Source organism: Paraburkholderia domus (assembly GCF_905220705.1).
In the GTDB taxonomy this organism is placed as follows: Bacteria; Pseudomonadota; Gammaproteobacteria; order Burkholderiales; family Burkholderiaceae; genus Paraburkholderia; species Paraburkholderia domus.
Map to the genome: position 1 here is coordinate 1 of NZ_CAJNAT010000042.1, position 25,931 is coordinate 25,931.

At 60.2% G+C, this 25,931-nt stretch carries 21 protein-coding genes; 7 read left to right on the plus strand and 14 right to left on the minus strand.

Features of this window, described 5'->3' with window-relative positions:
• Window positions 1-397: 397 nt before the first annotated feature.
• The 4 genes from KHO31_RS35800 to KHO31_RS35815 form a co-directional block, all read right to left on the minus strand.
• Window positions 398-1,726, minus strand: coding sequence for an MFS transporter (locus KHO31_RS35800; protein ID WP_201082670.1), 1,329 nt, complete (start codon window positions 1,724-1,726; stop codon window positions 398-400).
• A gap of 187 nt (window positions 1,727-1,913) precedes the next feature.
• Window positions 1,914-2,150 (minus strand): DUF2783 domain-containing protein, encoded by a 237-nt coding sequence (locus KHO31_RS35805; RefSeq protein WP_201086465.1) that lies wholly within the window; start codon window positions 2,148-2,150, stop codon window positions 1,914-1,916.
• 86 nt (window positions 2,151-2,236) lie between these two features.
• Window positions 2,237-3,946 carry an FAD-dependent oxidoreductase gene (locus KHO31_RS35810; protein ID WP_211625650.1) on the minus strand — a complete coding sequence of 570 codons (1,710 nt, stop codon included), beginning with the start codon at window positions 3,944-3,946 and terminating at the stop codon, window positions 2,237-2,239.
• A 58-nt stretch (window positions 3,947-4,004) separates the two neighbouring features.
• Window positions 4,005-4,964, minus strand: a complete 960-nt coding sequence (locus KHO31_RS35815) for an MBL fold metallo-hydrolase (RefSeq protein WP_201108445.1) — start codon at window positions 4,962-4,964, stop codon at window positions 4,005-4,007.
• 284 nt (window positions 4,965-5,248) lie between these two features.
• Here KHO31_RS35815 and KHO31_RS35820 point away from each other — a divergent pair, with 284 nt between their 5' ends.
• Both KHO31_RS35820 and KHO31_RS35825 read left to right on the plus strand, forming a co-directional pair.
• Window positions 5,249-6,106 carry an IclR family transcriptional regulator gene (locus tag KHO31_RS35820; protein ID WP_201082677.1) on the plus strand — a complete coding sequence of 286 codons (858 nt, stop codon included), beginning with the start codon at window positions 5,249-5,251 and terminating at the stop codon, window positions 6,104-6,106.
• Window positions 6,103-7,008 (plus strand): IclR family transcriptional regulator, encoded by a 906-nt coding sequence (locus tag KHO31_RS35825; protein WP_201082679.1) that lies wholly within the window; start codon window positions 6,103-6,105, stop codon window positions 7,006-7,008. The genes KHO31_RS35820 and KHO31_RS35825 overlap by 4 nt, the downstream gene beginning before the upstream one ends.
• Window positions 7,009-7,294: 286 nt before the next feature.
• Here KHO31_RS35825 and KHO31_RS35830 read toward each other — a convergent pair whose 3' ends face one another.
• The 3 genes from KHO31_RS35830 to KHO31_RS35840 are packed head-to-tail and all read right to left on the minus strand — an operon-like array spanning window position 7,295 to window position 11,862.
• Window positions 7,295-9,865 carry a hypothetical protein gene (locus KHO31_RS35830; RefSeq protein ID WP_211625652.1) on the minus strand — a complete coding sequence of 857 codons (2,571 nt, stop codon included), beginning with the start codon at window positions 9,863-9,865 and terminating at the stop codon, window positions 7,295-7,297.
• On the minus strand, window positions 9,852-11,117 hold the full coding sequence (locus tag KHO31_RS35835; protein ID WP_236071679.1) for a DUF3142 domain-containing protein: 1,266 nt from the start codon (window positions 11,115-11,117) through the stop codon (window positions 9,852-9,854). Before KHO31_RS35835 ends, KHO31_RS35830 begins: the two co-directional genes overlap by 14 nt.
• A complete protein-coding gene (locus KHO31_RS35840; protein WP_211625654.1) occupies window positions 11,110-11,862 on the minus strand; it encodes a PA3715 family protein in 753 nt (250 codons plus the stop codon). Before KHO31_RS35840 ends, KHO31_RS35835 begins: the two co-directional genes overlap by 8 nt.
• Window positions 11,863-12,053: 191 nt before the next feature.
• On the opposite strand from KHO31_RS35840, the gene KHO31_RS35845 reads away from it, so the two are divergent.
• A complete protein-coding gene (locus KHO31_RS35845) occupies window positions 12,054-13,085 on the plus strand; it encodes a MerR family transcriptional regulator (RefSeq protein ID WP_211625656.1) in 1,032 nt (343 codons plus the stop codon).
• Window positions 13,086-13,130: 45 nt separating this feature from the next.
• On the opposite strand, the gene KHO31_RS35850 is transcribed toward KHO31_RS35845, so the two are convergent.
• The 3 genes from KHO31_RS35850 to KHO31_RS35860 all read right to left on the minus strand — a co-directional run bounded on the left by KHO31_RS35850 (window position 13,131) and on the right by KHO31_RS35860 (window position 16,039).
• The gene (locus tag KHO31_RS35850) at window positions 13,131-13,994 is read right to left on the minus strand and encodes a MurR/RpiR family transcriptional regulator (RefSeq protein ID WP_201086471.1); all 864 of its coding nucleotides are present in this window, start codon (window positions 13,992-13,994) and stop codon (window positions 13,131-13,133) included.
• 83 nt (window positions 13,995-14,077) lie between these two features.
• Complete coding sequence (locus tag KHO31_RS35855; protein WP_211621267.1) at window positions 14,078-15,160, minus strand: ABC transporter ATP-binding protein; 1,083 nt, start codon at window positions 15,158-15,160, stop codon at window positions 14,078-14,080.
• Between the two features lie 105 nt (window positions 15,161-15,265).
• Window positions 15,266-16,039 carry an SDR family oxidoreductase gene (locus KHO31_RS35860; RefSeq protein ID WP_211625658.1) on the minus strand — a complete coding sequence of 258 codons (774 nt, stop codon included), beginning with the start codon at window positions 16,037-16,039 and terminating at the stop codon, window positions 15,266-15,268.
• 337 nt (window positions 16,040-16,376) lie between these two features.
• On the opposite strand from KHO31_RS35860, the gene KHO31_RS35865 reads away from it, so the two are divergent.
• The 3 genes from KHO31_RS35865 to KHO31_RS35875 all read left to right on the plus strand — a co-directional run bounded on the left by KHO31_RS35865 (window position 16,377) and on the right by KHO31_RS35875 (window position 19,502).
• Complete coding sequence (locus KHO31_RS35865) at window positions 16,377-17,609, plus strand: ABC transporter substrate-binding protein (RefSeq protein ID WP_200621736.1); 1,233 nt, start codon at window positions 16,377-16,379, stop codon at window positions 17,607-17,609.
• Window positions 17,610-17,763: 154 nt separating this feature from the next.
• Window positions 17,764-18,654, plus strand: a complete 891-nt coding sequence (locus tag KHO31_RS35870) for a carbohydrate ABC transporter permease (RefSeq protein ID WP_054035601.1) — start codon at window positions 17,764-17,766, stop codon at window positions 18,652-18,654.
• Window positions 18,651-19,502, plus strand: a complete 852-nt coding sequence (locus KHO31_RS35875; RefSeq protein ID WP_074286267.1) for a carbohydrate ABC transporter permease — start codon at window positions 18,651-18,653, stop codon at window positions 19,500-19,502. Before KHO31_RS35870 ends, KHO31_RS35875 begins: the two co-directional genes overlap by 4 nt.
• A 377-nt stretch (window positions 19,503-19,879) precedes the next feature.
• Here KHO31_RS35875 and KHO31_RS35880 read toward each other — a convergent pair whose 3' ends face one another.
• Both KHO31_RS35880 and KHO31_RS35885 read right to left on the minus strand, forming a co-directional pair.
• Window positions 19,880-20,344: a hypothetical protein gene (locus KHO31_RS35880; protein WP_236061669.1), complete on the minus strand. Its 465-nt coding sequence runs from the start codon at window positions 20,342-20,344 to the stop codon at window positions 19,880-19,882.
• A gap of 593 nt (window positions 20,345-20,937) precedes the next feature.
• Complete coding sequence (locus KHO31_RS35885; protein ID WP_211625660.1) at window positions 20,938-21,600, minus strand: hypothetical protein; 663 nt, start codon at window positions 21,598-21,600, stop codon at window positions 20,938-20,940.
• A gap of 166 nt (window positions 21,601-21,766) precedes the next feature.
• On the opposite strand from KHO31_RS35885, the gene KHO31_RS35890 reads away from it, so the two are divergent.
• Window positions 21,767-22,861 carry a DUF4238 domain-containing protein gene (locus KHO31_RS35890; RefSeq protein WP_211621271.1) on the plus strand — a complete coding sequence of 365 codons (1,095 nt, stop codon included), beginning with the start codon at window positions 21,767-21,769 and terminating at the stop codon, window positions 22,859-22,861.
• Window positions 22,862-23,301: 440 nt separating this feature from the next.
• On the opposite strand, the gene KHO31_RS35895 is transcribed toward KHO31_RS35890, so the two are convergent.
• Window positions 23,302-23,595 carry a hypothetical protein gene (locus tag KHO31_RS35895; protein ID WP_201082744.1) on the minus strand — a complete coding sequence of 98 codons (294 nt, stop codon included), beginning with the start codon at window positions 23,593-23,595 and terminating at the stop codon, window positions 23,302-23,304.
• A gap of 63 nt (window positions 23,596-23,658) precedes the next feature.
• Window positions 23,659-25,830 carry a hypothetical protein gene (locus KHO31_RS35900; RefSeq protein ID WP_211621273.1) on the minus strand — a complete coding sequence of 724 codons (2,172 nt, stop codon included), beginning with the start codon at window positions 25,828-25,830 and terminating at the stop codon, window positions 23,659-23,661.
• Window positions 25,831-25,931: the final 101 nt, after the last annotated feature.

Here is a 25,931-nt window from a genome sequence, read left to right on the forward strand (position 1 = left end):
GCACTGGCGGCCTGTGGCATGTCGAGATGGTAGTGCCGGTGCGTAAAACCAGTTTTTCGACTCAAGCCCACTCCTGTTAGAGATTCACGGGATACCCCGGCAAAAACTCTAATGGACTTCGAGATCGAATCAAATAGGACAGTCTCAGAATTGAGTCATTTTTTGTCAACGCAATTCATTTAGCATTGCAAACCGTTAAAGAGATAACCAGATCGCATACTATCGCAGCGTCGTCGTGGACGTCCCGAACCAACTTTCCTCTATCTATCCTTCATCCTTATGGCGGAGTGCAGCGGACAATTGGTTCATGACCACCGTCAAGCGCACCGCCGCACCGCTGCTGCCGAATTTTTTCGCTCGCCGGCCGGGCGCGCCTTGTCAGCGCCCCGTACAAGTCCTATATCCGCTTCGTTTCCTTCGGCACGCCAACCAGCAACGCGACACCACTGACGAACAGCAGCGCGGTCAAGAGATACAGCGCGTTGTCCATGCTGCCAGTGTGTGTCTTGATCAGACCGATCACCCAGGGGCTCACGATCCCGCTCGTAATGCCAATGCTGCTGATCAGCGCAATCCCGGCCGCCGCCGCAGTACCGGACAGATAGCCCGACGGCACGGTCCAGAAAATCGGCAACGCGGCGAAGATCAGCACGGCCGCCAGCGAGAGAATCGCGAGCATCGCCGGGAAGCTACTCAGATGCAGTGTCAGCAGAGACAGCGCGATGCCGCCGCCGATCGTGCAAACCGCAAAGTGCCGGCGTCGTTCGCCACGCCGATCCGAGTTGCGCGCGATCAGAATCAGGCCCACCGCGCCGACCGCATTCGGAATCACGGTGTACAGGCTGATTGCCAGCACATCGTGAACACCGAAGTCGCGAATCATCAGCGGCATCCAGAAGTTCAGCGTCAGCGAGGCGCAGGTGAGTGAGAAATAGATGAACGCGAACAGATAGACCCGCGGATTGCGCAGCGATTGCATGACGGAACGCGATGAATGTGCGTCCGATGAAACGCGACGGTCTTCATCGCGCTGTGCAATCAATTGCGCCTTCTCGGCAGCATTGAGCCACGTTGCATGTTGCGGACCGTCGACCAGATAAAACGCGGCAAGCAGGCCGAGTACGATGGCCGGCGCACCTTCGATCACGAACATCCACTGCCAGCCGAACAGACCCATCACGCCGCCCATATCGCGCATGATCCAACCGGACACGAGGCCACCGAGCACACCCGCCACTGCGACACCCGCAAAGAAAATTGACAACACGGCCGCGCGCCGCCGAGCCGGATACCAGTAGGTCAGATACAGCACGATGCCGGGAAAGAACCCCGCTTCGAACACGCCAAGCATGAACCGCAGCACGTAAAAGTGCGTAGGCTTCGAGACCAGCATCATGCCGACCGATGCAATGCCCCACAGCAGCATAATCCGCGTGAATGTTCGGCGCGCGCCGAAGCGCGCCAGCAGCATGTTGCTCGGTACTTCGCACAACACGTACCCGACATAAAAGACCGCTGCGCCCAAACCGTACATGGCGTCGCTGAAGCCAAGGTCGTGCTTCATCTGCAACTGCGCGAAGCCGATATTGATGCGGTCGAGAAACGACACCACATAACAGAGGAACAGAAACGGAATGATCCGCATCGAGACCTTGCGATACAACAGATCGTCGTGCGCAGCAGCGGATGCGCCCGGCTCGAGCGCGGGGGCGTGGGATTGGCTCATCGGTTATCTCCAAACGTGAGGGTCCAGCGGACCCGCTGGGTCCGGCGTCTTGATGCGCCGCGTTTCTGTTTTCTGCGGGAACGGCATGCGGTGGCATGGGTGCGCCGCGCGCCGTGGTGGATTGCGCGTGGCTCGAACGGCCACGCGCGTACAGCGTTTTATCGTTACCGCTCGTCGTGACTCGTGTTCAGGCAGCCAGCGAATGCGTCTGCGCGCCTTGCGCCGCAACGTCGGTCACGCCTTCACGTGCGTGGCGCATCGCTTCGAGCAAGGTCGCGTGATCGCCGATATGGTTGGCGAGCAACAGGATCAGTTGCGCATTGGCCGACTGACTCTGCGCATCGTCCAAATCGCGATGCATGTCTATCAGTGCCTCGTAGAAATCGTCGGGGCGGGCGAGATTGGGTTGCGTGTTCAATGCCATAACTGTCTCCTGCTATTTTCTTGTGCCGATGTGCTGCGTTTTCCGCCTGGGCCGCAAGTGCCACGTGTACTGTCAATGCGGAGACTTCAGGCCGTGCCTTCAACGCACAATGCTCGCTTCAATGAATCTTCCACAAAGCTCGCGTCGAGTTGTCGCCGACGCGCGCAGACATGCTGGTCAGGACGGATCAGGTAGAACGTGCCGGGTTTGGCGTCGTAACGCGCGGCGGCAAGACCGTCAATGTCGTGCAACACATCTGCACCCGAAGCCGCAACGACCTGCGCATCACCGCTCGTCACCACGACGAGCTTCAGCGGAATCGGACCGCTACGCAATGCATCCAACGCAGCTTGCGTCGCCTGATCGACACCTTGCGAGCCGCAAAACAACACGCCTGTGAATTGCTGGCCGAGTTGCTGTAACAACCAGGCCGGTTGTCCGGCAGCATGAACCGGCGCATCGACGCACGATGCCCCCGGCACCATCAGACCTTCGAAGCTCTCGCTGTCCGCTGTATTCAGTGGGGAATCACGCAACACCGCGGGCACCGACAGGCGGCCGCTATTCGTCAACTGCCGCGCAAACGGGTGATGCCGTGCGAGCTTCAGCACAGCGTCGCGAAACACGCGGCTCACCGGGCTCTTCGGCGTGATGAAATCGGTCGAACGGGTGGAGTTGCGGATGTTTTCGTCGGCGGCGAATTCGCGCTCGCTCGCATAGGTGTCGAGCAAGGCATCGGACGCTTTGCCTTCGAGCACCATCGCCAGCTTCCAGGCGAGGTTTTCCGCGTCCTGCACGCCGCTATTCGCGCCGCGCGCACCGAACGGCGACACGCCATGCGCGGAATCGCCCGCGAACAACACGTTACCGTGCCGGAAACGGTCCATGCGCAAACACGAAAACGTATAGACGCTGATCCATTCCAGCTCGAACTTCGCATCCGGTCCGAGCAATGCACGCACGCGCGGTATCACACGTTCCGGCGTTTTTTCCAGCACCGGATCGGCGTCCCAGCCCAACTGGAAATCGATCCGCCACACGTTATCCGGCTGACGATGCAACAGCACCGATTGATTCGGATGGAACGGCGGATCGAACCAGAACCAGCGCTCGGTCGGAAACTCCGCTTCCATCTTCACGTCGGCGATCAGGAAGCGATCTTTGAACGTGACACCCTTGCTGTCGAGTCCCATCAGATTGCGCATCGGACTGCGCGAGCCGTCGGCGGCCACCACATAGCGGCCGCATAACGGGTACTGACCGTTCGGCGTTTCGATCGTCAGCGTCACACTCGCTTGAGCCGCGCCAGGTGTGCCGTTCTGCTGCACGCCGACCACTTTGCTCTTCCAGCGAATCTCGAGATTCGGCATCTCCTGCGCGCGTTCGAGCAGAAAGCCTTCGACGTAGTACTGCTGCAGGTTGATGAACGCGGGCCGGTTGTGGCCCGCTTCCGGTTGCAGATTGAACGTGTACACCAGTTCATCTTTCAGGAACACCTTGCCGACATTCCAGCTGATGCCCTTTTCCACCATGCGCTGACCGCAGCCGAGCCGGTCGAAGATATCGAGCGAGCGCTTCGAAAAGCAGATCGCCCGCGAACCGGTGGACAACGAACAATCGTCGTCGACCAGCACGACCGGCACGCCCTGCTGCGCGATATCGATCGCGGAAGCCAGGCCCACCGGCCCCGCGCCGACCACGATCACGGGATAGACTGCCTGCTCCGCGTCGCTTTGCCCGCTTTGTTCACGGCACGGCTGATAGTCGAACGACAGCGTCTGGTAGTTGATGCTCATCTTGTGTCTCCGTCCTTCTCTGCTCTGCTTGGCGCTTTCCAGCGCTTCCATGCTGTTATCAGGCTTGCAGCGCGTCCCACATTTCCTTGTCGCGCTGCGCGGTCCAGATGCGCGGATGCGTGATGCCGCTCGCTTCGTCGAAGGCACGTGAAACGTCGAACGGCAGGCAGTGCTCGTAGATGAACACGTGGCCGAACTTCGGGTCCATGGCCTTGCGCGTGTGCGCCATCGCGGCCTTCAGATCGAGCTTCTGTTCGACCGCTTCGCGGCCTTGCTGCAGCAGCGTGGTGACGAAGTCTTTCGTGTAATCGAGTCCATTGTTGACGTCTTCCGGCGTCGTCAATGCGGGACCGCGGCCCGGCACGAGCTTCTCGGCCTTCAACGCGCGCAGCGCTTCGAGCGTGGCGGGCCATTGTTCGAGTTGAGCATCGCCGCAATAGCAGGCTGCGTCGTATTCGACCAGGTCGCCGGAGAACAGCACCTTCTGCGACGGCAGCCACACCACCGTATCGCCCTTCGTGTGACCCGCACCGAGATGCGCGATCCGCACTTCGAGCTTGCCGAGGAACAGCGTCATTTCCTTTTCGAACACGAGCGTCGGCCACGTCAGACCCGGCACCGTTTCGACACCGGCGAACAGACGCGGGAAGCGTTCGATTTCCGACTTCATGTCCGCTTCGCCGCGCTCGACGATCATCTCGTACGTGCCGCGGCTCGCGATCACCTGCTGCGCGCCTTCTTCGAAATACGCCGATGCGCCGAGCACGCGCACGGCGTGGTAGTGCGACAGCACGACGTATTTGATCGGCTTGTCCGTGACGCTGCGAATCTTTGCGATGAGGTCTTGCGCCATGGCCGGCGTGGCTGTGGTGTCGACGATCAGCACGCCGTCGTCGCCGATGATCACGCCCGAGTTCGGATCGCCTTCAGCGGTGTACGCGTAAGCGTTCTCGGACAGCTTGGTCCACGTGACTTTCTTGACTTCCAGGTCGGCCTGGGATGCGAATGCCTTTGCCATGCTTGTCTCCCTCAAAAGTTGGACGTGAGGCGAGACGGCCGGCTGCGCGTTCAGATTCAGATGCGCGGGCTGGCGGTATTGGAGGTTGTCTCGCCCCGTTTTGACTCTGTGACTGCACCGGTATGTCGGGGTGAATGCATCTTATGGCCGACCCAGTTTATTTGTCAATAGCGAAATATATCGCTATACGCAAATTTTAAAGCGCCTAACATGAGGACAGGATGGCGCGGGCTTTCGCGCAGGGCTTCGGCTAACATGGACCCTTTTTACGGACGAGCGCGGGTGTGAGCAAAGCAGCGAAATCGGCCGCCGGCAAAGGCGCGGGCGGCAGCGAGACGGCGGATGGCGGCAAGACGCAGCGCGGGATTCAAAGCGTCGAAGTGGGCGGTCGCGTGTTGCTGGCGCTCGCTCAGGCGCGCAGCCCGTTGGCTTTGTCCGATCTCGCCACCGCCGCGCAGATCGCGCCGGGGCAGGCTCATGCTTATCTGGTGAGCCTGAGCCGCTTAGGTCTGATCAAACGTGACGAGCTGTCGGGGCGTTATGAACCCGGTCCGCTGTCGCTGCGGCTTGGATTGATGCATCTGGAGAACCAGCCGGCGTTTCGCGCCGCCGTGCCGCGCGTGGCGGCGTTGGCCGAGGCGATCGGGTTCAGCGTCGCGATCTGTATTGCCGGGCCGCAGGGGCCGACCATCGTTCGTTATGAGCATGCGGGCTTTCCGCTGCACGTGAATCTGCATGTGGGCACGGTGATGTCGCTGCCGGCCACGTCGACGGGCCGCGTGTTTTGCGCTTATCTGCCCCGTGAGGCCGTGGATGGGATGTGGGCGAATCAGTCGGGCTCGATGGGTCGCGCGATGACGCCACCTGACGAAAGCACCGCGTTCGATGCAGCGTTAGTCGCCATCCGCGCACGCGGGTTGGAATGCAGCGTCGATGCGCCGAGTCCGGGCATCAGCAGTTTGAGCGCGCCGGTGCTCGATGCGAGCGGCCACTTATGCCTCGCGCTGACTGTGATCGGCTCGACCGGCGCGATCGACGTCGCCGCCGATGGCCCGACGGCTCGCGCGCTGCTTGCGGCGGCGCATGACATCAGCGCCGAACTTGCGGCAGCGCCCTCCTTATTAGCTTCTTCCGCATCGTGACTGATTCTCTCGACACTTCTTACGCAACTGCTGCCGCTTCCTCCGATGCGAAGCCGCAGCGCGGCATCCAGTCGCTCGATAGCACCGGCGAATTGCTCGGCGCGCTGGTTGCGGCCGCACGGCCATTGAGCTTGCGCGATCTTGCGGCGGCTGCGGGCATGCCGCCGGCCAAAGCGTTTCCACACCTGGTGAGTCTGCTGAAGATCGGCTTGCTGAACCGCGATGCCACTGGTTGCTTCGAAGCCGGGCCTTTAGCCCTTGAGCTGGGGCTGATCGGCTTGCAGCGTTTATCGCCGACGCGCGAAGCCGAGCCGGAAGTGGTCGAACTGGCTGCGTCGACGGGAATGAGCGTCGCGATGGCCGTGCTTGGGCCGCTCGGACCGACCGTCGTGCGTCTGGAGGAGTCGGCGCGGCCGCTGCATGTGAGCTTGCGGGTCGGCACGGTGATGTCGCTGGTGAACACGGCGATCGGGCGGGTGTTTGCTGCGTATGTTGCGGACGACGTGCGGCACGGTCTGCTGGCGCAGGATCATTTGCGGCTAGCGGGCGCTGAGGCGGAGGAGATTTTTGTGGAGACGGCGACAGCGGCTGAAGGTCCAGCAACGGCCTCAGGTCGCAAAGACGCCGCGCCATCGCTTCCGCAGCTAACCAAAGCCTACTCACAACGTCTCACGCAAATCCGCGCGGACGGCATCGATACTGCATTGAGCCGGCCCGTGCCAGGCATCGACACCTTGGCCGCGCCCGTGCTGGACCATACCGGCAGCATCTGTCTCGTGCTCGCGGTGATGGGGCCGAGCGGCAGCTTCGACAGCGAGCTCGCGGGCGGTCCCGCGCAAACCTTGCGCGCGGCAACCCTGAGGTTGTCGCGGCGGTTTGGGTGGATGGCGGCGGCACCTTGAAGTCACAGCGAAAATTGCCACTGCCATCGGCTAGACAGGCTTCCTGTGCGTCGGACCGCAAAGCCGTCGGCAATTCAGAGCTCGGGCGGCCCGAAGTCATCGCAACAAGACGACGCGCCATCTCATAATCGTTTTGCTCGAAAACAGGCCGTTTGTAATCGTTTTTTTTGAGAGCAGACGTCCTGTAATCGTTTTTCTGGAAAACTGCCGTTTTGTAATCGTTTTGCGAGCCGAATAATCGAAATCGCAGCGTCGGCGCTCTTTTTAATCCCCGCCGACGCCCACCTCACTTGCTGCTGCCCTCAGCCCTCCGCGCTCTCCCCCTCCGATAGCGCCACACCCCGACACCAATCACACCCGCTGCAAGCAGCAACCCGATCAGCGCCACGCGCTTCTTATTGCGTCCCGCATCGCGCTTCACGTTGTGCCACGCCTGCATATAAGTGAACGTCGCTGCGGCCTGGAAATCCGGTTCCGGGCACAGCGTGCCGAACGGGCCACCAAAGTCGACGTAAGCCCCCTCCTTGATATAGCGCCGATAAAAACCACGCGCACGCGCCGGGTCGTCGTTGCGCATCCAGTCCGTCCCGCGGCATAGCACGGCAGCGAATGCCTGCGAGCGCGGCGGCAACCCATCCGCCGCTTTGACGATGTAGTCGGCGGCGATCTCGCGGTAGTGAAAACGCGTCAGTGGGTTGCTCTCGCTGGCCGCATAGCGGCGCTTCTCGTCGACGGTCACGAACGGTCCAGCCAGCTCCACCTCGGCGCGCGCCGCCGGCGTGTCCGGTACGGTAGCCGCACTAGCCGCGCCAGGATCTGAAGCCCGATCCACGCGCGCGCTCACGACACCCGAGCGCCCCGATCCGCCTGCAAACGCACCGTCGATGTCGTGATAATCCGGTCCTTGCTCGTAACCCATCAACTCCATACCGGACTGCTTCGCGAGCGTCGCCGCAGCGAACCATCCGCGCGCCCGGTTCGTGCGTGTCCACGCGTGCTGCGCCTCGTCCAACGCTGCCGCGTAGTCGCGCGCCAACTTGCGAAGCTGCAATTGCTTGCGGATGGTGTGCCCACCTTCCCAACTGAAGGAGCCGTAGCGCGGATCGTCGTCGGCGGGGATATACGGTAGCGCTTCGTCGATCCGGCCGTCACGCACGAGGCGGCGCGCGAGCAGATAACGCAATGCATCGGCGGAGGTTTGATGCAGGGCATAGTAGGCATCCACGCCGGCATCGGACGATGGTGTCGGCGGCACCGCCGATGCAGGGACGCGCGAATCCACGAAGCGCTTCAGCTCGTCCGTGGTGAGCACACGTTCCGCGATGTAGGCCATGTCGCTGCCATAAGCGACATCGGAGACGGAGTCGTCATTCACGCCGATGCTGTCCTGTCGCGACGCCGCATCAAACAGGTAGCCGAGCGCCTCGACGTACTGCCCGCGCGACAGCGTCAGCACCGCCTGTTCGCCCTTGATCAGCTGAGCGCCGGCAGGTTCGACGCTCGAATCGGCGACTGGGAAACCTTTGGAGGCCTGTGCATAGGCCTCAACGGCAGCGGCTGTATCGCCGCGGCGCAAGGCGAGCTTTGCGCTCACCCAGCTTGCGAGCGTGCTGTGTTCACGCGCCACTAGCTCACTGGCGAAGTCGTAGCGGCCGACTCGATAGGCCAGCGCGGCGAGACGATCAGCGCCTGCCACATGATCGATGCCACGTTGCCGGATCGCCTCGACCAGAGACACTAACGAAGGGTTCGATTTGGTGCCCTTGTCGCCGCGAGCGGCATCGGCATAGCCGGTCGGCCCGTAACTGTTGTCGTAGCCGCCGTAGTATTCGAACGCGCTCTCCGGACGGTCCCTGACGATGTCGCCTTCACGCGCGAGTGCGTAGGACACCAGCAGGCGTTGTGCGACCGGATCGTCGATCAGTGACGCGACGCGCGCCTTGTCGGCCAGCACCCACGCCGCGATGAAGCGCAGGGATTGCAAGCCGCTGTTGCCACCGCGTGCCGCCTGCTGCGCGTAGAGGCCGATAGCCTGCTTCAGATTCACCGGCGCGATTGCCGCCGCGCACGGTGTGTCGTTCAGGAAGCTGCGGTAGTCGCACTGCTTGCCGGTCTTCTCGTTGTGTAGATAGGTGAGTGCTTCGTCGCCGAAGCTGGCTACCGCGAGGCCTTCCGGATCGGCGGCGCCGTTTGCCGCGAGCGTGCGCGGTCTTGCGTAGGCAGCCGGCAACGCTGCTGTGAGGGTGGCGCAAGCGTCGCCGCCGGTGCAGTCGTCCGCACGGGCTTGGGCGATGGCCGCGAGTTCGGTTGCGGCGGCAACCGCGCGTGGCGCGCCGGTTGCGGCGGGCAATGCGAGGATCGCGTTGAGTCGCGTGGCTGCGCGGTTCAGTAGCGGTTCGTGTGCGGCGCAGGCGGATTGCGGCGCGGCGTCGGACGCTGCGGTGCTCGCGCAGCCCGCTAATGCATGCCCGAAATCGACGTCGGCGGCTGCATAAAGCCGCTGCGCCTCCGGCACGCCTGTCCCCATTGCATAGGCTGCGTCACCATCGGCGGCCTTGGCCATTGCGGCGAGCGTCGCGATCTGTTCTGGCGAGAGACCTGCCAACACCGCCTTTGCGGAATCAACGGGCTGCTGCCCGGCCGGAACGCGCACGGCTTCCGGAGCCAGAAGATGGTCGCCGGGCGTCACGAGACGCGACACCTCATACGCGAACGAATTGTTCGGCGTACCCGACAGCGTGCCCGCGCGATTGTCGAGCAATTGCAGCGGAAAAAACGGTCCGCACGCGTGGACGATGACAGCGCCGGCCAACAACGCGACCCCGCCACCGAGCGCAAGATATTTACGGTTCAACATGAACGGAGACCTTTTTGTAATCGGCTGCGCCGCAGCGAAGCCAACCGATATCGCGACGCATGCCCGCGTGCAGCAAACCGGGTTGAACGCGCCGCAGCAGCATGCCGCGCGCGTCATAGTCGAGTGCGTAGCCGTTGACGCCATCGGCGGCTTCGCATGAGGAATCGGTGCGCACGACGGCGGGCAATGGCGCGTCGATAGTGCCGCCACTGACGAGCGACACGTCAAAGAGTCCCGGTTGCTGCGCGCTCTTGCGCACGTCGGCGGCAATGGCGACGGTTAGCGGTGCACGCGTGAGCACGGCGCGCCAGGTGGCGAGACTCCAGGCGCGTTCGTCGGCGTCAGTGGGTAGGCGGAACCAGACGATACCCTTGAGTCCGGGCAACGCATGGCGTTCAATCTGCGTCACGAAAGCGCTGATCTGCTCCGGTTGCGCGACGAGTTCATGCGAGACACCTTGCGTGACGCCGTTCGCCAGCAACATCGGACGTTCGCTTTCGATACCGGCCACGCGGCCGTCGTCGCCCCATGTGACGCGCGAGCCGTAAGTCGGCAACGCAACGCGCCACGGATGCTTCGTGCGTTGCGCGAATGCGCCCAGCCATGCGCGCGCCTGCGTCGGGTCGAACAGGCCTTGTGCCGGGTTCATGACCGCGTGCACTTGGAGGACGGATTCATCGGCTTGCGCCAGCAGCGCATCGAGCGCTGTGCTGTCCAGCCAGGCGGGCAAAGCGGTGATCGTCAGTTTGACGGTGGGATCGAGTTGCGCGCGTAAGGCGGCGAGGAAGCGCGTGTACGCAGCGAGCCTGGAGGTCGCGCAGTCGTGATCGATTTCGATGGCCGCGAGTGTGATGCCGTGCTGCTTCCAATCGGCGGCGAGTTCGACGATACGCGCGACCGGCAGCGCATTCAGATCGTCGAGTTGGCCGTCGATCCGGATGACGGCTGTTACTGGCGCATGCGCTGCGGTGAGCGTCGTCCAATCGGGCGAGACGATGGTCCAGTCGTTTTTGGTGTCTTTCTCTGCGGCGAGCACATGCCACGTTTGAACGAAGCCGCGGCTGTATTCAAACGCGGATGTGACGGGCGGCGTCCATTTGCGTTGCCAGATATAGGCGTCGTTCGACAACGGTGTTGACGGCTTGCCGCAGGCGCCGACGAGCATCAGCACGAACACCAGCAGCGGCACGGCGCAAGCGGCGAGCGCGCCACGCACTTGCCGCCGCGCCGGTGCCGAACCGCCGTCATTCATAGTGCAACGCTTTGGGTACGCGGTAAGCCGTGCCGTCGTATTCGAGCGTCGTAGTGTTGCGCTTCAACGGACGATCGGTCGAGACGCAGTCGCTGCTCGTCTGCTTACTGACGCTTTCCTTCGACGTCTCGCCGACGCGCAGCGTCGCGTAGCCTGCGCTGCCGGCCGGACCGATCGCGAGCGTGCGCGTAGTGGCCGAGAACGTGCCGGCGCAATTGCCGTCCCATTCGCCGGAGTTGTTCTGGACACCCAGATTGTCGACCACGCGACGCAGCGTATGGCCGTCCAGCACATACAGGCTCAGCGCCTGGCCTTCGTACGGATTGACGCGCGACGCGCCCTCATAGCTCACGCGAACGCCGAATGCCCGCAATTGCGGGGTGAGTTGATAGCGAGCCGTGTCCAGATCGATTTGACTGAACCGGATCGCGTCTGAACTGATAGCCGCCGGTTCATATTCATGCGCGATGATTGCACCCGACTTGCTGTCGGCGACCAGCACTTCGAGGTCGTACTCGCCGCCGTCGTCCGTGTTGCCGGCTTTCGGCAATGCCTGCACAGCCAGCGTCAGCAAGGGGTCGGCTGGCCAGACTTTGCACGCGGCATGCTCGGTGTCGAGTTGACGGCCGGGGTGCAGGGTTTTCATCCACGTGGAAAGATGGGCCTGGCAGTCGGCATTGGCGTCAGTACCGGCGTGGGCGAACAAAGGCAGGCAGAGCACGGCGGAAGCGAGTAGTTTTTTCATTTTTCTCTTCGAGGTTTTTTTGCCAATGCGCGGCGCATTTGCGGGTTCAACTGATCCGGCGGATTCTATGGTGCGCGCTGTTCGTTGTAAAACAATGACGAGAAAGAAATGCCGCGCCGTAAATATCTTATTGACTTGGCCCCAGGGGCCGGCTCCATGATTTGAGTGGTCAGCAAACGAAGAGGTGACTCATGCGTTGTTCCGCCCCATTCTTGAGTGCGTCTGAAGCAGCCAGGCGGCTTGGCGTCTCTACCAAGGCCCTGCGACTCTACGAGCAGCGAGGTTTGGTGACGCCGGAGCGCACGACGGCCGGGTATCGCACCTATGGTCCCGACGAGATGACGCGTGCTGCGGAGATTGTGGCCCTGCGCGCGCTTGGCCTCAGCCTCGCTCAAGTGGCACAAGTGCTGGAAGGTGACGCTCAGAGTTTGGAACCCGCCTTGGCTGCCCACGAAGCGACGCTTGAGGCTGGAATTCGTCAGCTCGTGGATACGATAGCCAAGGTCAGAGGGATTCGAGCGGGTCTCGCCCGAGGCCAGGCGCCTGCCGACGGAGAATTGGCACGCCTGCTCAACCCATCCGCTCAATTCAGCACGGCCTTTGACCTCCCTTGGCCTTGGGGTGGCGAACGGTTCGAACTTCGCGACGTCCGACCGTTGACCTACATCATTGGCCCCTTGGGAAGCGGCAAGACACGGCTGGCTATGCGCTTGGCTGAGGAACTCCCCAACGCTGCCTTTCTGGGTCTTGATCGGGTAAAGGATGGGAATGTCACAGCCCGCTTGGAAGCCGATGCGGCGCTCAAATCGCGAGTCGATCAGACACTGGCTTGGCTCGTTGATGAAGGCGCAGCAGAATCGGACGCGCTAATCGCACTGCTAGTCGGTTTGGAGGCTGAAGGGCCAAACATCCTGGTCGTCGACCTGGTAGAGCAAGGGCTAGATCAGGCCACGCAGGAAGCTTTGATCATCCACCTTCGCCAACGCGCCAAGCTTGGTGCGCGTCCTTTGTTTCTGATGACGCGCTCTTCAGCGATCCTGGATCTGGCTGCAGTCGGACCTGATGAATCCATTATCCTGTGCCCAGCCAATCACAGTCCGCCCACTCTGGTCGCCCCCTATCCGGGAGCGCTGGGCTACGAGGCCGTAGCGACCTGTTTAGCCTCGCCGGAAGTTCGAGCGCGGACGGTAGGCATGATCGCCTGGCGTCCTCAAGCAGCGTAACTATTCACGCGTTCGTCGCAGGGTTCCTGAAGCGGACCATCTTGATCAATCCCCCGCCGCCTCCGGCTCATGCGACGACAACCGCGCTTTCGCGTGCCGCATTTTTTCAAGCGTCTTGGGCCTCGCCTTCAACGCGACGCCAATCGCAAGCGCATCCATGATGCACAGGTGCACGAGCCGCGACACGCCCGGCGTATTCGGATCAATCGGACTCGGCACGCGCAGCAGTAGCGGAATATCAACGAGCCAGGCGAGCCGCGAGCCCACATTAGTCAACGCAATCGTAGTCGCGCCACGCTCTTTGGCGATCTGAATACTTTCATTCACTTCGACGCTGCGCCCCGAATGCGAAATCGCAAACGCCACATCGCCCGGCTCCATGAGGCCTGCGTATAGCCGCTGCAAATGACCATCGGTAAACGCCGTCGCCGCGATATCCAACCGCAAAAACCTTAAAGCCGCATCTTGCGCAACGAGTCCCGACCCCGAGCCCACGCCAAAGAAGAAAACCCGCCCCGCGCTCGACAGCGCCGCAATCGCGCTCTCAAACACCGCCGGATCCAACGCAGCACACGCATGCGTAATTCCATCGACGGCAGCCTCACCGACCTTACCCATCAACGTCTGCACATCATCATCACGGGCAACCGCCGTCGACGCATACGGCACCCCGCCCGCCACGCTCTGCGCCAGTTGCATCTTGAAGTCGCGCAGACCATGCGCGCCGATCGCGCGGCAAAAGCGCGTGACGGAAGGCTCGGACACCTCCGCGCGCTGCGCGAGTTCGGTAATGCTCGCGCGCATCGCAAAGTCGACGTCGCTCAGCACCATCTCGGCAACTTTGCGCTCGGCGGGCCGCAGATTGGCCAGCGCGCCGCGGATGTGGGGAATCAAGTTCGGTGCGGACACCCGGTGTTCCTTAAGGGTTAGATGAATCCGCGTCGCGTCGCAGCTTCAATCAGCTTATTCAGCTTTAAAAGGCAACACGCGGTTCAGACCAGCCTGCGTCCACTCTCCGTATCGAACAGATGAATATGCTCGGCCGGCAAGCGCAGCGTCACGCGCTGACCGGGCTCGATTTTCGAGCGCTGGCGAGTCGTCACGCACCACGTGTTGCCGCCTATTTTCCCGTACAAATGGGTCTCGGCGCCAGTCGGCTCGACCACTTCGACTTCCATGGTGGCGTCCGGCGTTTGCGCCATGGTCTCGATGTGCTCCGGGCGTACCCCCAGCGTGATCTTCGCGCCGACCACCGCCGACGCCGGCGTCCCTTCCAGCACGATCTCGCCACCGTCCGCGAGTTTTAACGCGAAGCCTTGTCCTTGCGCCCGATTGACCAACACGCCTTCCGCGAAATTCATCGACGGCGAGCCGAGGAAGCTGGCGACGAACAGATTGGCCGGACGGTCGTACAGGTCGAGCGGGCGGCCGACCTGCTCGATCCGCCCCGCGTTCATCACGACGATGCGGTCGGCCATCGTCATCGCTTCGATCTGATCGTGCGTGACGTAGATCACCGTATTCTTCAGACGTTGATGCAGTGCCTTGATTTCGGTGCGCATCTGGACGCGCAATTTGGCGTCGAGATTGGACAGCGGTTCGTCGAACAGGAACAACGACGGCTCGCGAACCACCGCGCGGCCCATCGCCACGCGCTGACGTTGACCACCCGACAGCGCACGCGGCAAGCGATCCAGATAACTGCTGAGGTTCAGCATTTTCGCGGCGGCTTCGATCCGCGGCTTGAAACTCGCCGACGATTCCTTGCGAATCCGCGGCCCGAACGCGATGTTCTCGTAGACCGACAGATGCGGATAAAGCGCGTAGCTCTGGAACACCATCGAGATATTGCGCTGCTGCGGCGGGAGCGTATTCGCGCGCGTGCCGCCGATCATCAGATCGCCGCCGCTGATTTCTTCGAGCCCCGCCACCATGCGCATCAGCGTGCTCTTGCCGCAACCCGACGGACCGACCAGCACGACGAACTCGCCGTCGTCGATGTTGAGATCGATGCCGTGCACCACTTGCGTGTCGCCATAGCGTTTGAAAATGCCGCTTAGTTGCACTGCTGCCATGCTGTCCTCATCGTCGTGCTGTCATGCGGACGTGCTGCCTTGCTTCATCAAGCAAAAACACGCCGCGCTATCGGGTCAAAGCAGTTCAAAGCGAATCCAATCCATTCAAAGCGATTCGAGCGTCAGTTCTTCCGCCATCAAACGGTTGCCGGCCATCAGTCCACCGTCGACCGGCAACGCGACGCCGGTAATCACACGCGCCATCGGCGATGAGAGGAACAGCACCGCATCGGCAATGTCGTCCGGTGTCGCGAAGTCGCGCAACGGGTACCACTTCTTCAGATCCTCGAAGACCTGCGGATTCTTGTCGACGCGCGCCTGCCACGCCTGCGTCTTCACCGTGCCCGGACAGACGATGTTCGCGCGAATCCCATAACGGCCGAGTTCGATCGCCAGCGCTTTCGTGTAGCTGATGAGCCCCGCCTTCGCCGCGCTGTACGCCGGATGCCCGAGCGCGGCCATGCCGTTCACCGAGCCGATCAGCACCAGCACGCCCTTCTGCCGTTCGATCATCGACGCGCGCACCGCTTCCACCGTGTGATAGGTGCCGTTCAGATTCAGATGGATGTCGCGCTGCCAACTGGCGGCATCCGTCGTGGCGAGCGTCAAACCTTTAGCGGCACCCGCGTTAGCGACCAGCACGTCCACCGGACCACGCGTCTTGACCGCTTCGGCCACGGCTTGCTGCACTGCGGCAGCGTCACCGAGGTCGACCGCGATCGGCGTGACATTCGTCTCGCCGAGTTGCGTCACCAATCCGTGAAGCGCGACCGCGTCGACATCAAGCGCCAGCACGGTATCGCCCTGCTCCACGAAGCGCTTGCACAACACGCTGCCGATACCGCCGCAAGCGCCCGTCACCAACACCACACGATTCATGTCTGCCCTCGCTCCTCAACCCCGTTGCAGCACCGGTTTAGCGTGTAAATTTCCTACAAAACCGGCATCGAACAGTTGTCTAGTCATCCCGAAGATTGGGTATCCGTGACTTCGCGTTATGCAGAATACCCCTGCTTTACAGCATCTTATGCACAAAACTGGCCGAGAAAAAATATGGCAGACCCTACGTGACAAGCTATTTTGCGTCATGTAGGATTTTTTCAAACAATTTAACCCAAAGCGGCCGGCGACGGCAGCAGACCACCCCCCACCATCGTTGGATGGGACCGGAGCCAGTGCCAAAGCGCTAACTCCGATCGACACAGGAGAGAGAGAAATGTCGTTGCATGCCCGTGCTTCCCTCGCGCTAGGCAAAGTTGCCGTGGCGCTCGCGTTTGCAGGTATCGCCGTCGCGGCTCACGCCGACACGGTCCGCGTGACGGTCGCGCATTACAGCGATGCGACCGCGCCGTACTTCGAAAAAATGGCCCGTAACTTCGAGAAGGCCAATCCCGGCACCACGATCAAGATCGAAGACGTGAACTGGGACACGCTGCAACAGAAACTGCAAACGGACATCTCCGGCGGCGCCAACGCCGACCTGGCGATCGTCGGTACGCGCTGGCTGCTCGACTTCGTGAAGGACGACGTCGCCGAGCCGCTCGACGGCTACATGGACGCCAGCTTCAAGGGCCGCTTCATCGGCCCGTTCCTCGCACCTGGCGAAATCAACGGCAAGGTGTACGGCCTGCCGATCGCCGCTTCCGCACGCGCGCTTTACTACAACAAGGATCTGCTCGCGAAGGTCGGTTATCCCGACGGCCCGAAAACGTGGAATGACGTGATCGATGCATCGAAGAAACTGAAGGCGCAGGGCATTGCCGGCTTCGGTCTGCAAGGCAAGGAAATCGAAACCGACGTCTACTATTACTACGCCCTGTGGACCAACGGCGGCGACGTCGTCGGCAAGGACGGCAAGGCGGCGTTCAATTCGCCGGCCGGCATCAAGGCGGCCACGCTGTACAAGACGATGATCGACGACGGCCTGACGCAGCCTGGCGTGACCGGCTACAGCCGTGAAGACGTGCAGAACCTGTTCAAGCAGGGCCGCGTTGCGATGATGATCTCCGCACCGTTCCTCGCCAAGCAGATCAAGAAGGAAGCGCCGAACCTGAAGTACGGCATCGATCCGATCCCGATGGGCACGACGCACGCCACCTATGCGGTGACCGACTCGATCGTGATGTTCAAGAACTCGAAGGTGAAGAAGTCCGCCTGGAAGTTCCTGGACTATCTGTTCACGAAGGAACCGCGCGTCGAGTTCACGACGACCGAAGGCTTCCTGCCGACCACCAAGGCTGAGGCGACCGATCCCGCGTTCAACGATCCGGATACCAAAGCTTTCGTCGCGCTGCTGCCGACGGCTCACTTCGCGCCGACTGTGACCGGTTGGGAAGACACCGCGAAGGCTGTGACCGATGCAATGCAATCGATCTACCTGGGTAAGGCGAAGCCGGCCGACGCGTTGAATGCCGCTGCGACGCAAGCGAACAAATCGCTCGGTAAGTGACACGCGTAGTCTCGTAGTGATTTGCTGAATACGGAACGCGCGCCGCCGCTGCGAAGGTGGCGCGCGTTTCGGTTGTCATGTCCGTAATGCACTATCCGGCCCATCCCGTCGCATCCGCTTCTCAATTGCGGACGCGTCTTACGATCGAGCACGCATGAGCCGTTCCGCTTCTTCGCGCCTCCAGGCGCCCTGGTTGCTGATTGCGCCGAGTCTGGTGTTGGCGCTTTTCATCATCAGCTATCCGATTTTCAACATCGTGTGGCAATCGCTGCACGAGGTCTCGCGCTTCGGCGCGATCCGCGATTTCACCGGTCTGCAGAACTTCTATACGATTTTCACGGACCCCTCGTTTCTCGCTGCTGCTAAGCGGACGATTGTCTGGACCGTGTGCGTGGTGGGCGGCACGGTGCTGATTTCGGTGCCGGTTGCGTTGATACTGAATCAGGATTTCTATGGACGCGGCGTGGCGCGCACGATTGTGATGCTGCCGTGGTCCGTCTCGCTGACGATGACCGCCGTGGTGTGGCGCTGGGCCTTCAACGATGACTACGGCATGGTCAACGTCACGTTGCAGCGGCTTGGTTTGATCAACGGTCCGATACATTGGCTCGCGACGCCGGAGCTCGCTTTTCCGGTGGAGATCGCCGTCGGTATTCTGGTGTCGATTCCATTTACGGTGACGATTCTGCTGGGCGGGTTGTCGTCGGTGCCGGGTGACATTTATGAAGCGGCGCGGATGGATGGCGCCAGTGCGTGGCAGCAGTTTCGCAAGCTGACGATGCCGCTCTTGCGGCCGTTTATCAACATGACGATTCTGTTGAATGTGATCTACGTGTTCAATTCTTTCCCGATCATCTGGGTGATGACGCAAGGCGGCCCGGATAACGGCACGCATATTCTCGTTACGTATCTCTATGAGCTTGGGTTCCGGCTGGGACGTCCCGGCGAAGCCGCGGCGGTGTCGCTGATCATGCTCGTCATGCTGTTCGTTTTCTCGATCGCCTATCTGCGCCTGCAGCCCGCGAAAGAAGGAGAGACGTCATGAGTCTCAGCGTCAAGATGAAGCGGTCGTTGTGGTGCTGGTTGGCACTTTCGCCGCTGATTGTGGCGGTGCTGTTTCCGTTTGCTGTGATGTTGTTTACTGCTTTGAAGCCGGCTACTGAGATCTTTGTTTATCCGGCAAGGTGGCTGCCGGTGCATTGGCAGTGGAGCAATTTTTCGGATATGTGGGTTGCGGCTAACTTTGGTGTCGCGCTGAGGAATAGCTGTGTGATTAGCTTTTTGTCGACTGCGTTGGCGTTGGCAGTGAGCTTGCCGGCGGCTTATGCGTTGGCCAGGTTTCCGTTTCGTGGGAAGGGGTTGTATTCGCAGTTTCTGCTGGTGACGCAGATGTTGTCGCCGATTTTGCTAGTTGTTGGCCTGTTCCGGCTCGCGGCGATGATTCCTTATGGGGATGGGAATCTGGTTGACTCCAAGATCGGCGTCATCGTTTCTTATGCGGCGTTCAATATCGCGTTTGCGGTTTGGATGTTGTCTTCTTACTTTCAGACGGTGCCGAGGGACCTGGAGGAGGCGGCCTGGTTGGAGGGGTGTGGGAGGACGAGGGCTGTTTTTAAGGTTTTCTTGCCGTTGGCTGTGCCGGCGATTGTTGTTACGGCGATCTTTACTTTTATCAATGCCTGGAATGAGTTTGCGGTGGTCTATACGTTGATTCGGTCGCCGGAGAATAAGACTCTTACCGTGCAGGTTACGGATATGGTGGCTGGGAAGTATGTCGTTGAGTGGCATCTGGTGATGGCCGCTACCCTCTGCGCGACGTTGCCAGTTTCGATTGTGTTTGCGTGGTTGCAGCGGTTTCTGGTGAAGGGGTTGGCGCTGGGGGCGGTGAAGTAACGTTTGGGGGCCGGCAGGTACGGCCCTGCCATAGGGGAGACATTTCGGCGCCCTAGATCCACCATTCGGCCTTATCCCTCATGCGACTTGAGTCCTAGCCCCACTCATGGCTCTGTGAAGGACTGATCTTCGGCCATTGCTGACGTTGAGGCCGGCTTGGTTCTACGTCAGCAATGTGGCGGATTGCTGACGGTCACGGCACCACACAGCGGAACGGCAGCTTTCTGCATCGGCGAACTCACGCTTCCGTTAAGGCCTATTCGACGCCTGCCAACACGCGCTGAGCCACCGTCACATTCCTGTGGCCGATGGCAGGCATCGAATAACCCTTAATGAACTAAGCCGGTTGCGATGGATGCCTCGTGTGATATGGGGTGTTACCGATCACTCAGTACCGTGTAGACGATCGTCTGATTGTCGGCCTGCTGAACCTGGATAGTGAACTTCTGGAAACGAATGGTCGCCGACGAGTTGAGATCATATTTCAGATTCTGGTAGAAGGCCGGCGCAGCGTATCCGCCCCGAAATTCGCGATAAGTGACCTCGATCGTGCTTCCGGACTTTCCGCCGTAGATCAACTCTTTCTTTACCCAGTCCTGCGAATACACATTATTTATCTGCCAGCCATCCAGCGAGTTGAGAACGCCTACCCAGCGCTTTATGGTACTTACCGTGCCATTCTGATCGACAATGAAGGCATCGCCTATCGTCGCGGTCCTCGACACGCCCACCGAATATGACTTGTAGGTTTGACTTTGAAGCGTTGTCGTCATGCAGCCAGCAAGCGCAGCATAGGCCAGCGCAACGGCGGCGCGCCTCGCGAAAATGAGTGTATTGTCCACCTGAATCCCCGTCCGTGTTTTCTCTTGGTATCGCGCTATGTGCGCGCAGGCTGCGTTCGCCCGAGAGCGCGCATCCAGTTCCCTTTTTCACCTGCGTGGTCGCCCGGATTCTCGCCGAATGATGACGCCGGTTTTTTGTGTACAGAAAGACTACGCTCAGGGTATGTGGAACGTCACGATGATATTTACCCCACGAGTGTTCCACCGCACATTCGCGGAAAAGGCACATAGGCCGTCGAAGGCTGTTAGCTTCAACCGGACTTGATTCGTTGCAACGTGGGCAGCAGTATTCAGAGACATCGGCTTATGTCGAGCCCGCGGAAATCGGAAAGGCGCGACGACCGGCGCATGACGGAGCAGCCAGCTTGCGAAGGACAGCAGACGACCACTGCTGCCGGTGCCGCCACTATGGGTTTAACGGCCGGTAACAGAGTGATCCGGTCATCCAAGCCGGCCTCTCGAGGACAGTAGTTCGGCCGTTGCGGCCAGTCGCACAGCCTCACGCTTGCCGAGGTGGTGCGAGTCGTCAACGCCGGTGGCATCGGCAACTAGACTGCTCATAAGTGAGCCGCACTAGCATGGCCGTTCCCGCGTTAGTCGGCCGAAAAACCTTCGACCAGCTGTGGGGAAAATTCCAACTCTGGCGGGTCGCCATTGGAAGAGTCAAGATGAATCATCTTGCCGTATTCGCGCGGCTCTAAATCGAATACCCGCACAGTCTTATGAACAGCCGGGTCGCCGCTGAACTGATATGCGACGCACGCCACTACGGCGAATCCAGGAACTAACCCTTTGGCGGGCCCCGGACTGTGGGCCTTCCATCGTAGATTTTGAGCAGCGTTCGGGAACATTACCTCGCCCATTCCCTGTGCGCGCGCAACGTCGTTCTCTTGGCACGTTTGAGCTATGGCACGCCGTAGGGCCTCAAGCGGTTCAGGATAAGAAAATCCGCCGGAAGCTGGCGGCGTTTCTTTCGGATCGGCTAGCGGCATCATCGTAGCCGTGAACATGACATTGAAAGCCGGCGATCGGCCCACGTTGTTTAGGCTATATCTAAACGTGTATGCCAATCCGTTGTTCTCGTCACGGACAAGTGGCCCTTCCGGTTCCATTTCCAGCGAAACCCAGGGGCGCTGATCAAACTTCATGGACTGCAGTTGATCTCTGGACGCCTTGAACTGATACCAGGACGCCCCCGCGCCCAACAGCGAGCCGATAGCCGCGCATAACGCAACCCAGGCCGCCACATAGTCCAACCAGTGCTTGTTCGTCTCACGCCCCGACATCTCGCCCCCGAGTTTTTCGGGAAATCATAAGCGAAAACCGATAATTAGAGCGTTAAGAAATCGCATAAACTTGTGGCGGCGCCCTTACCTGTTCCCTAACCTCGACGCAAATCCCGAAAATGGAGCGCGATACGTCGTGAAAAAGCCCAGACCACGGAAGCATCATTATCTGCCGCAGTTCTATCTCCGGGGCTTCTCTGAGAAGGGAACGCATCTTTACCAGATCGAGAAGTGCACCGGTAAGTCATTCGGCGCAAGCATCCTGGACACGGCCGCGATACGCGACTTTCACAAGCTGGACTTCAACGGCTGTGCGGATCCCGAAGCGCTCGAAAAGTTTATCTCGAAGGTAGAAGGCCTGATCGCGCCGGCGCTCGACAGCGTCTTGAAGGACGAAGCATTCACGCGTGGCACTCGTGCGTCTATGGACCGCCTCACTTCGATGCTCATGGCGCGGGTACCGGCAACGAAAGATATGGTCGAAGACTCCATCCGGGAGAATGTTCGTTCGGTCGGCCTCTTGCTAGAGAAGCACGGCGGACTCCCTCCGAAGCCGCTAGAGGTGCAGGAAGCGCTGTCTTTCGAGAAGCTCAGAATCGACGTCGGCAACTGGCATGTCATGCAGCATATGTTTGCGCTCGCGTTCGACGACGACATACTCCGGATAATCGGACGTTGCCAAGCCGAATTGCTGCGCGCTCCCACGGGAAAGCAGTTCATAACTGGCGACCAGCCTGTAGCCCAGTTCAACGCCGATGCCCGCCCCGAAGAATCGGACCCACGAGGCGGTCTAGCCGATCCCGATACAGTGACAACGCTGCCTCTGTCGAGCGAACTGGCACTCGTCCTATCCAACAACGGACGAGCCAAAGGGCAACGTGCCCGCGAAGCGACGCCTGCGGAATTCGACGAGATCAATCGACGGACCATAATCATGTCCAGTGACCGGCTATTTGCTTGCTCGATCGACGATTCGGTACGCCAGCTTCTATTCCGATACGGGCATTGCACGGCCGGGGCCGAAACCAGGGTCACTCGCACTCCAGACGGCGTTTCCCACCATGTCCTGAGTATGGTGCCCGTGATGGACCGGCGCCTCTATGAACCACTCGGCGCACGGCAGGCATTTACGCCAGTCGCCTCTCGTCCGTACGAGCTACGTCTCAATCGCGGCGCCGTATACCCTATGGTCACCACACACATTAACTTGCCGAACGACCGCAAATCGTGAGGCACGCAAATAGGCAAGTCGGGGGCGTCGTTGCGCGGGCGTTCGTGGAGTGCCGATCCGTCAGGGTGAGAAAGTCCGTTTAGGTCAATCAAGCAACATTGGTCTTCGCCAATCGAATGGCCGTTTACTGGGGCGTAACCGACGTCTGAACGTCAGAGCGACGCAACGGGCGAATGACGCTTGTTGGCCGAACCCGGTCCGATGACGAGCGGCCCAGGTCGACCCACTATCGTCGCTCAAGTTGCCATGGGGTTCAGTGGCAGCTCTCGAAGAGCAACGGTCATTTCCCTGAGGGCAGTCAATACGCTCCCCGAGACGTCGGCTTTCATAGCGAGTCGCTTCGCCGATTAGTTGACCGTCACGGAGACGGTTTTGAAAGCGCGACACGCGTATTCAGCCCGCCACTGAGATCGATGGAACATTTACGACAGAGTTGAAAATTAGGACAGGGAGTATTCGTGATCGTCATCAACGGCTAGATCGTAAGGATCCTGCTGGTCTCGCCAGATCCTGACATTGCCTTCGCCAGAATCGTTGGCCACGACAGTCTTTTGTATCGGGATATCCAACGGCAAAGGATCGTCGAATATCGGTCCACCCGTTGCCAGGTCCACGATCTTGACGTGGGGCGGGTTATCAGAGGAACCCGGAAAATTTTTGTTCACAAGCGTAAAGTTAGCAACGGGCATCGGGCGTTCTCCCAATATTTTGGATCGCGAAACAAAAATATCCATGGGCGCTATTCATAACCTCGCGCCGACCGGGCGTCCAGCTTCTCCCCTGGAATCAAGGGGAGACTAGAGACTGACTCGAATCTTCACTCCTGCTATTTTCACTTGGCCGCTCGTTGGTCCCACGTCGACGCTGTTGTTACCCAGGCTCGCGCTCACGTGCGTCGGACCAACAGCCACGGATCCACCCCCCGGTATGTCAGTTCGCAAGCCACCGATATTTCCGGGCACCGGGGGAAGCGCTGCGACGGCCAAAGCCTGAATCTGGTTCTGGACCCCGCCTACCTGATCGGCCAGGTCCTTAACCCCTTTAGCTACCGTCCGACCGCTTGCAAATGCTGTGGTAGCCAATGCAGCAGCTGCCGCCGCCGGCTTCTGTATGGAAATAATATTCACCACCTCAAAGACTTTGCGGGCATCGTTATTTTTTCCCAAGGTTCCCGTTTTAAGGTCATGCAGAACGTTGTCGTAACTATTCTCGAGACCAACAGTCCTCAACACGCCCCGAAGCAGTTTCTCCTGGCTAGTGAAAGACTTGACGATCTCGTTGTTATCCCCGAAGCATCCATTCGATGATTTGAATCCGCCGGCGATGCATTGTTGTAATTCTTTCATCACTAGACGGCCACCCGCGCATACGACAAACGTAATCGGAACGCCTCCGCTAGAGACGGCGCATTCCGCCGCTATCCGGAGTTCAGCATTCATAGAGGGCGCGGCTAGGCATACTGCGGTACCCGCCGGACTTCCTCCCGACTCTGTCGCGCATTTGACCGCGCGCGCCATGTCCTGGCTCATGTATGGCGCTGCCATACACGCTGCGGCGGTTGCATACCCGTCCGAAGTTGCCGCGCAGGATACCAGTCGAGCCTGACGTTCCGGGAGTTTCGCCAATACGCTTACGCAAAGTGCCTCCGTGGAATAGTCGCCATTTGCCTGTTCTATGCATTGACTTGCAAGCTTTACCTTCTGCGCGTCGCGAATCCCGGCGCAAGCTGCAAGGTCAATTGCATTCGCCGCAGCCGAGATGCAGCTGACCATTTTTACCTGATCTGGGAGCGCAATGGTCGACTTCTGGAAACAGGCCAATCGGTCGGCGTCGGACTGGCTGCTGGATAAGCAATCGGTCAGCGCTTGAGTCTTTTTGAAGTCATCTATCAGGCCCGTTGCCTGCTTCGTTGCATCGGCGCAGCCTAGTAGTGCTTTCTGTTGGTCCTGCGCGGAAGCCTCTTTGTTGCCAGACACTTTCGCAACGCAAGTGGTGATGTTCTGCAATGTCGGGGAGGAGTTCAGCATCGGAACTCCTTTCAGGCACGCAGCGAGCAGAGATGAATCGCCTGCGGCGCGCAGAGCACAATCCCCGGTAATCGACAACGATTTTGGATTTGCCAGAAGACAATTGATCTGATCCTGCTTCCCAAGTGAAGCGCATTTGCTGATTTGAGCTGCCGGAATCTTGAAAACGCGCGCGCAGTTGCTATCGATAGTGGACATGTTGACCACACAATCGATCTCCACTTTCTGAGCTTGGCTCAAATTCACCCCTGACAGACAGGCGGAATAGCCACTCGGCGAATTAGCCCAACTCTTGTAGCAACGCAGCGCAATCTGCGCTTGTTGGCCTCCCATCTGCTGAGCCATACACAGAGCAAATGCGGCCTCCTGCAGCTTGCCTCCTCGGGTGTTCCTCAGCGCGCACGAATGCGCCACGGACGGCGTGGTGATCCATGGGAGCGAATAAGCGGCCACCCTGACATCGCCGACGTCCGAATAAACCTGCCAGGACCACCAATTCCGGTTACCACTTGGCACTTCCTTCCAGGCCAAGGGCTGGCATGGGCCGGTATTCAGGCAATTCAGTCTGACTTGTGGAGGTACGAAGAACCCCGAGCATGTGTACATGGACTCGACATTCTTGGCCTCTTTGCAGCCAGCGATCTTTGCCCGAGCTTGAGCTTGTGCGGTTTCATTAAGCGGATCTTCGCCGAGCTTTTCAAGTATGCCGGACACATCCGGTGCAGCGGGTTGGGGGGCATTTTGACCAGGCACCTTCTGGATGGCACCAAGTGGTATTTTCAGGTCGACATTGCTGCATACTTCGTTGTCGTTTGGGGCTAGACATCCCGAAGACCAGGCGAGATTGCACTGACGTGCGGCTTGTGGTGAGCAAGGGGGAGGTGCGGCCCGCACGTATTGCACCATGGCCAGAAGCAGGAGCAGCGTCAAAAGCCGTTTCATGGCGTCTCCCCCGGAGAGAATGCCAATCCAACCTCGGTTTGTCATACTAACCGTGGTTTTCGCCGCTGATGTGTGCGTTGGCACACAGTTCGGTCCGGATA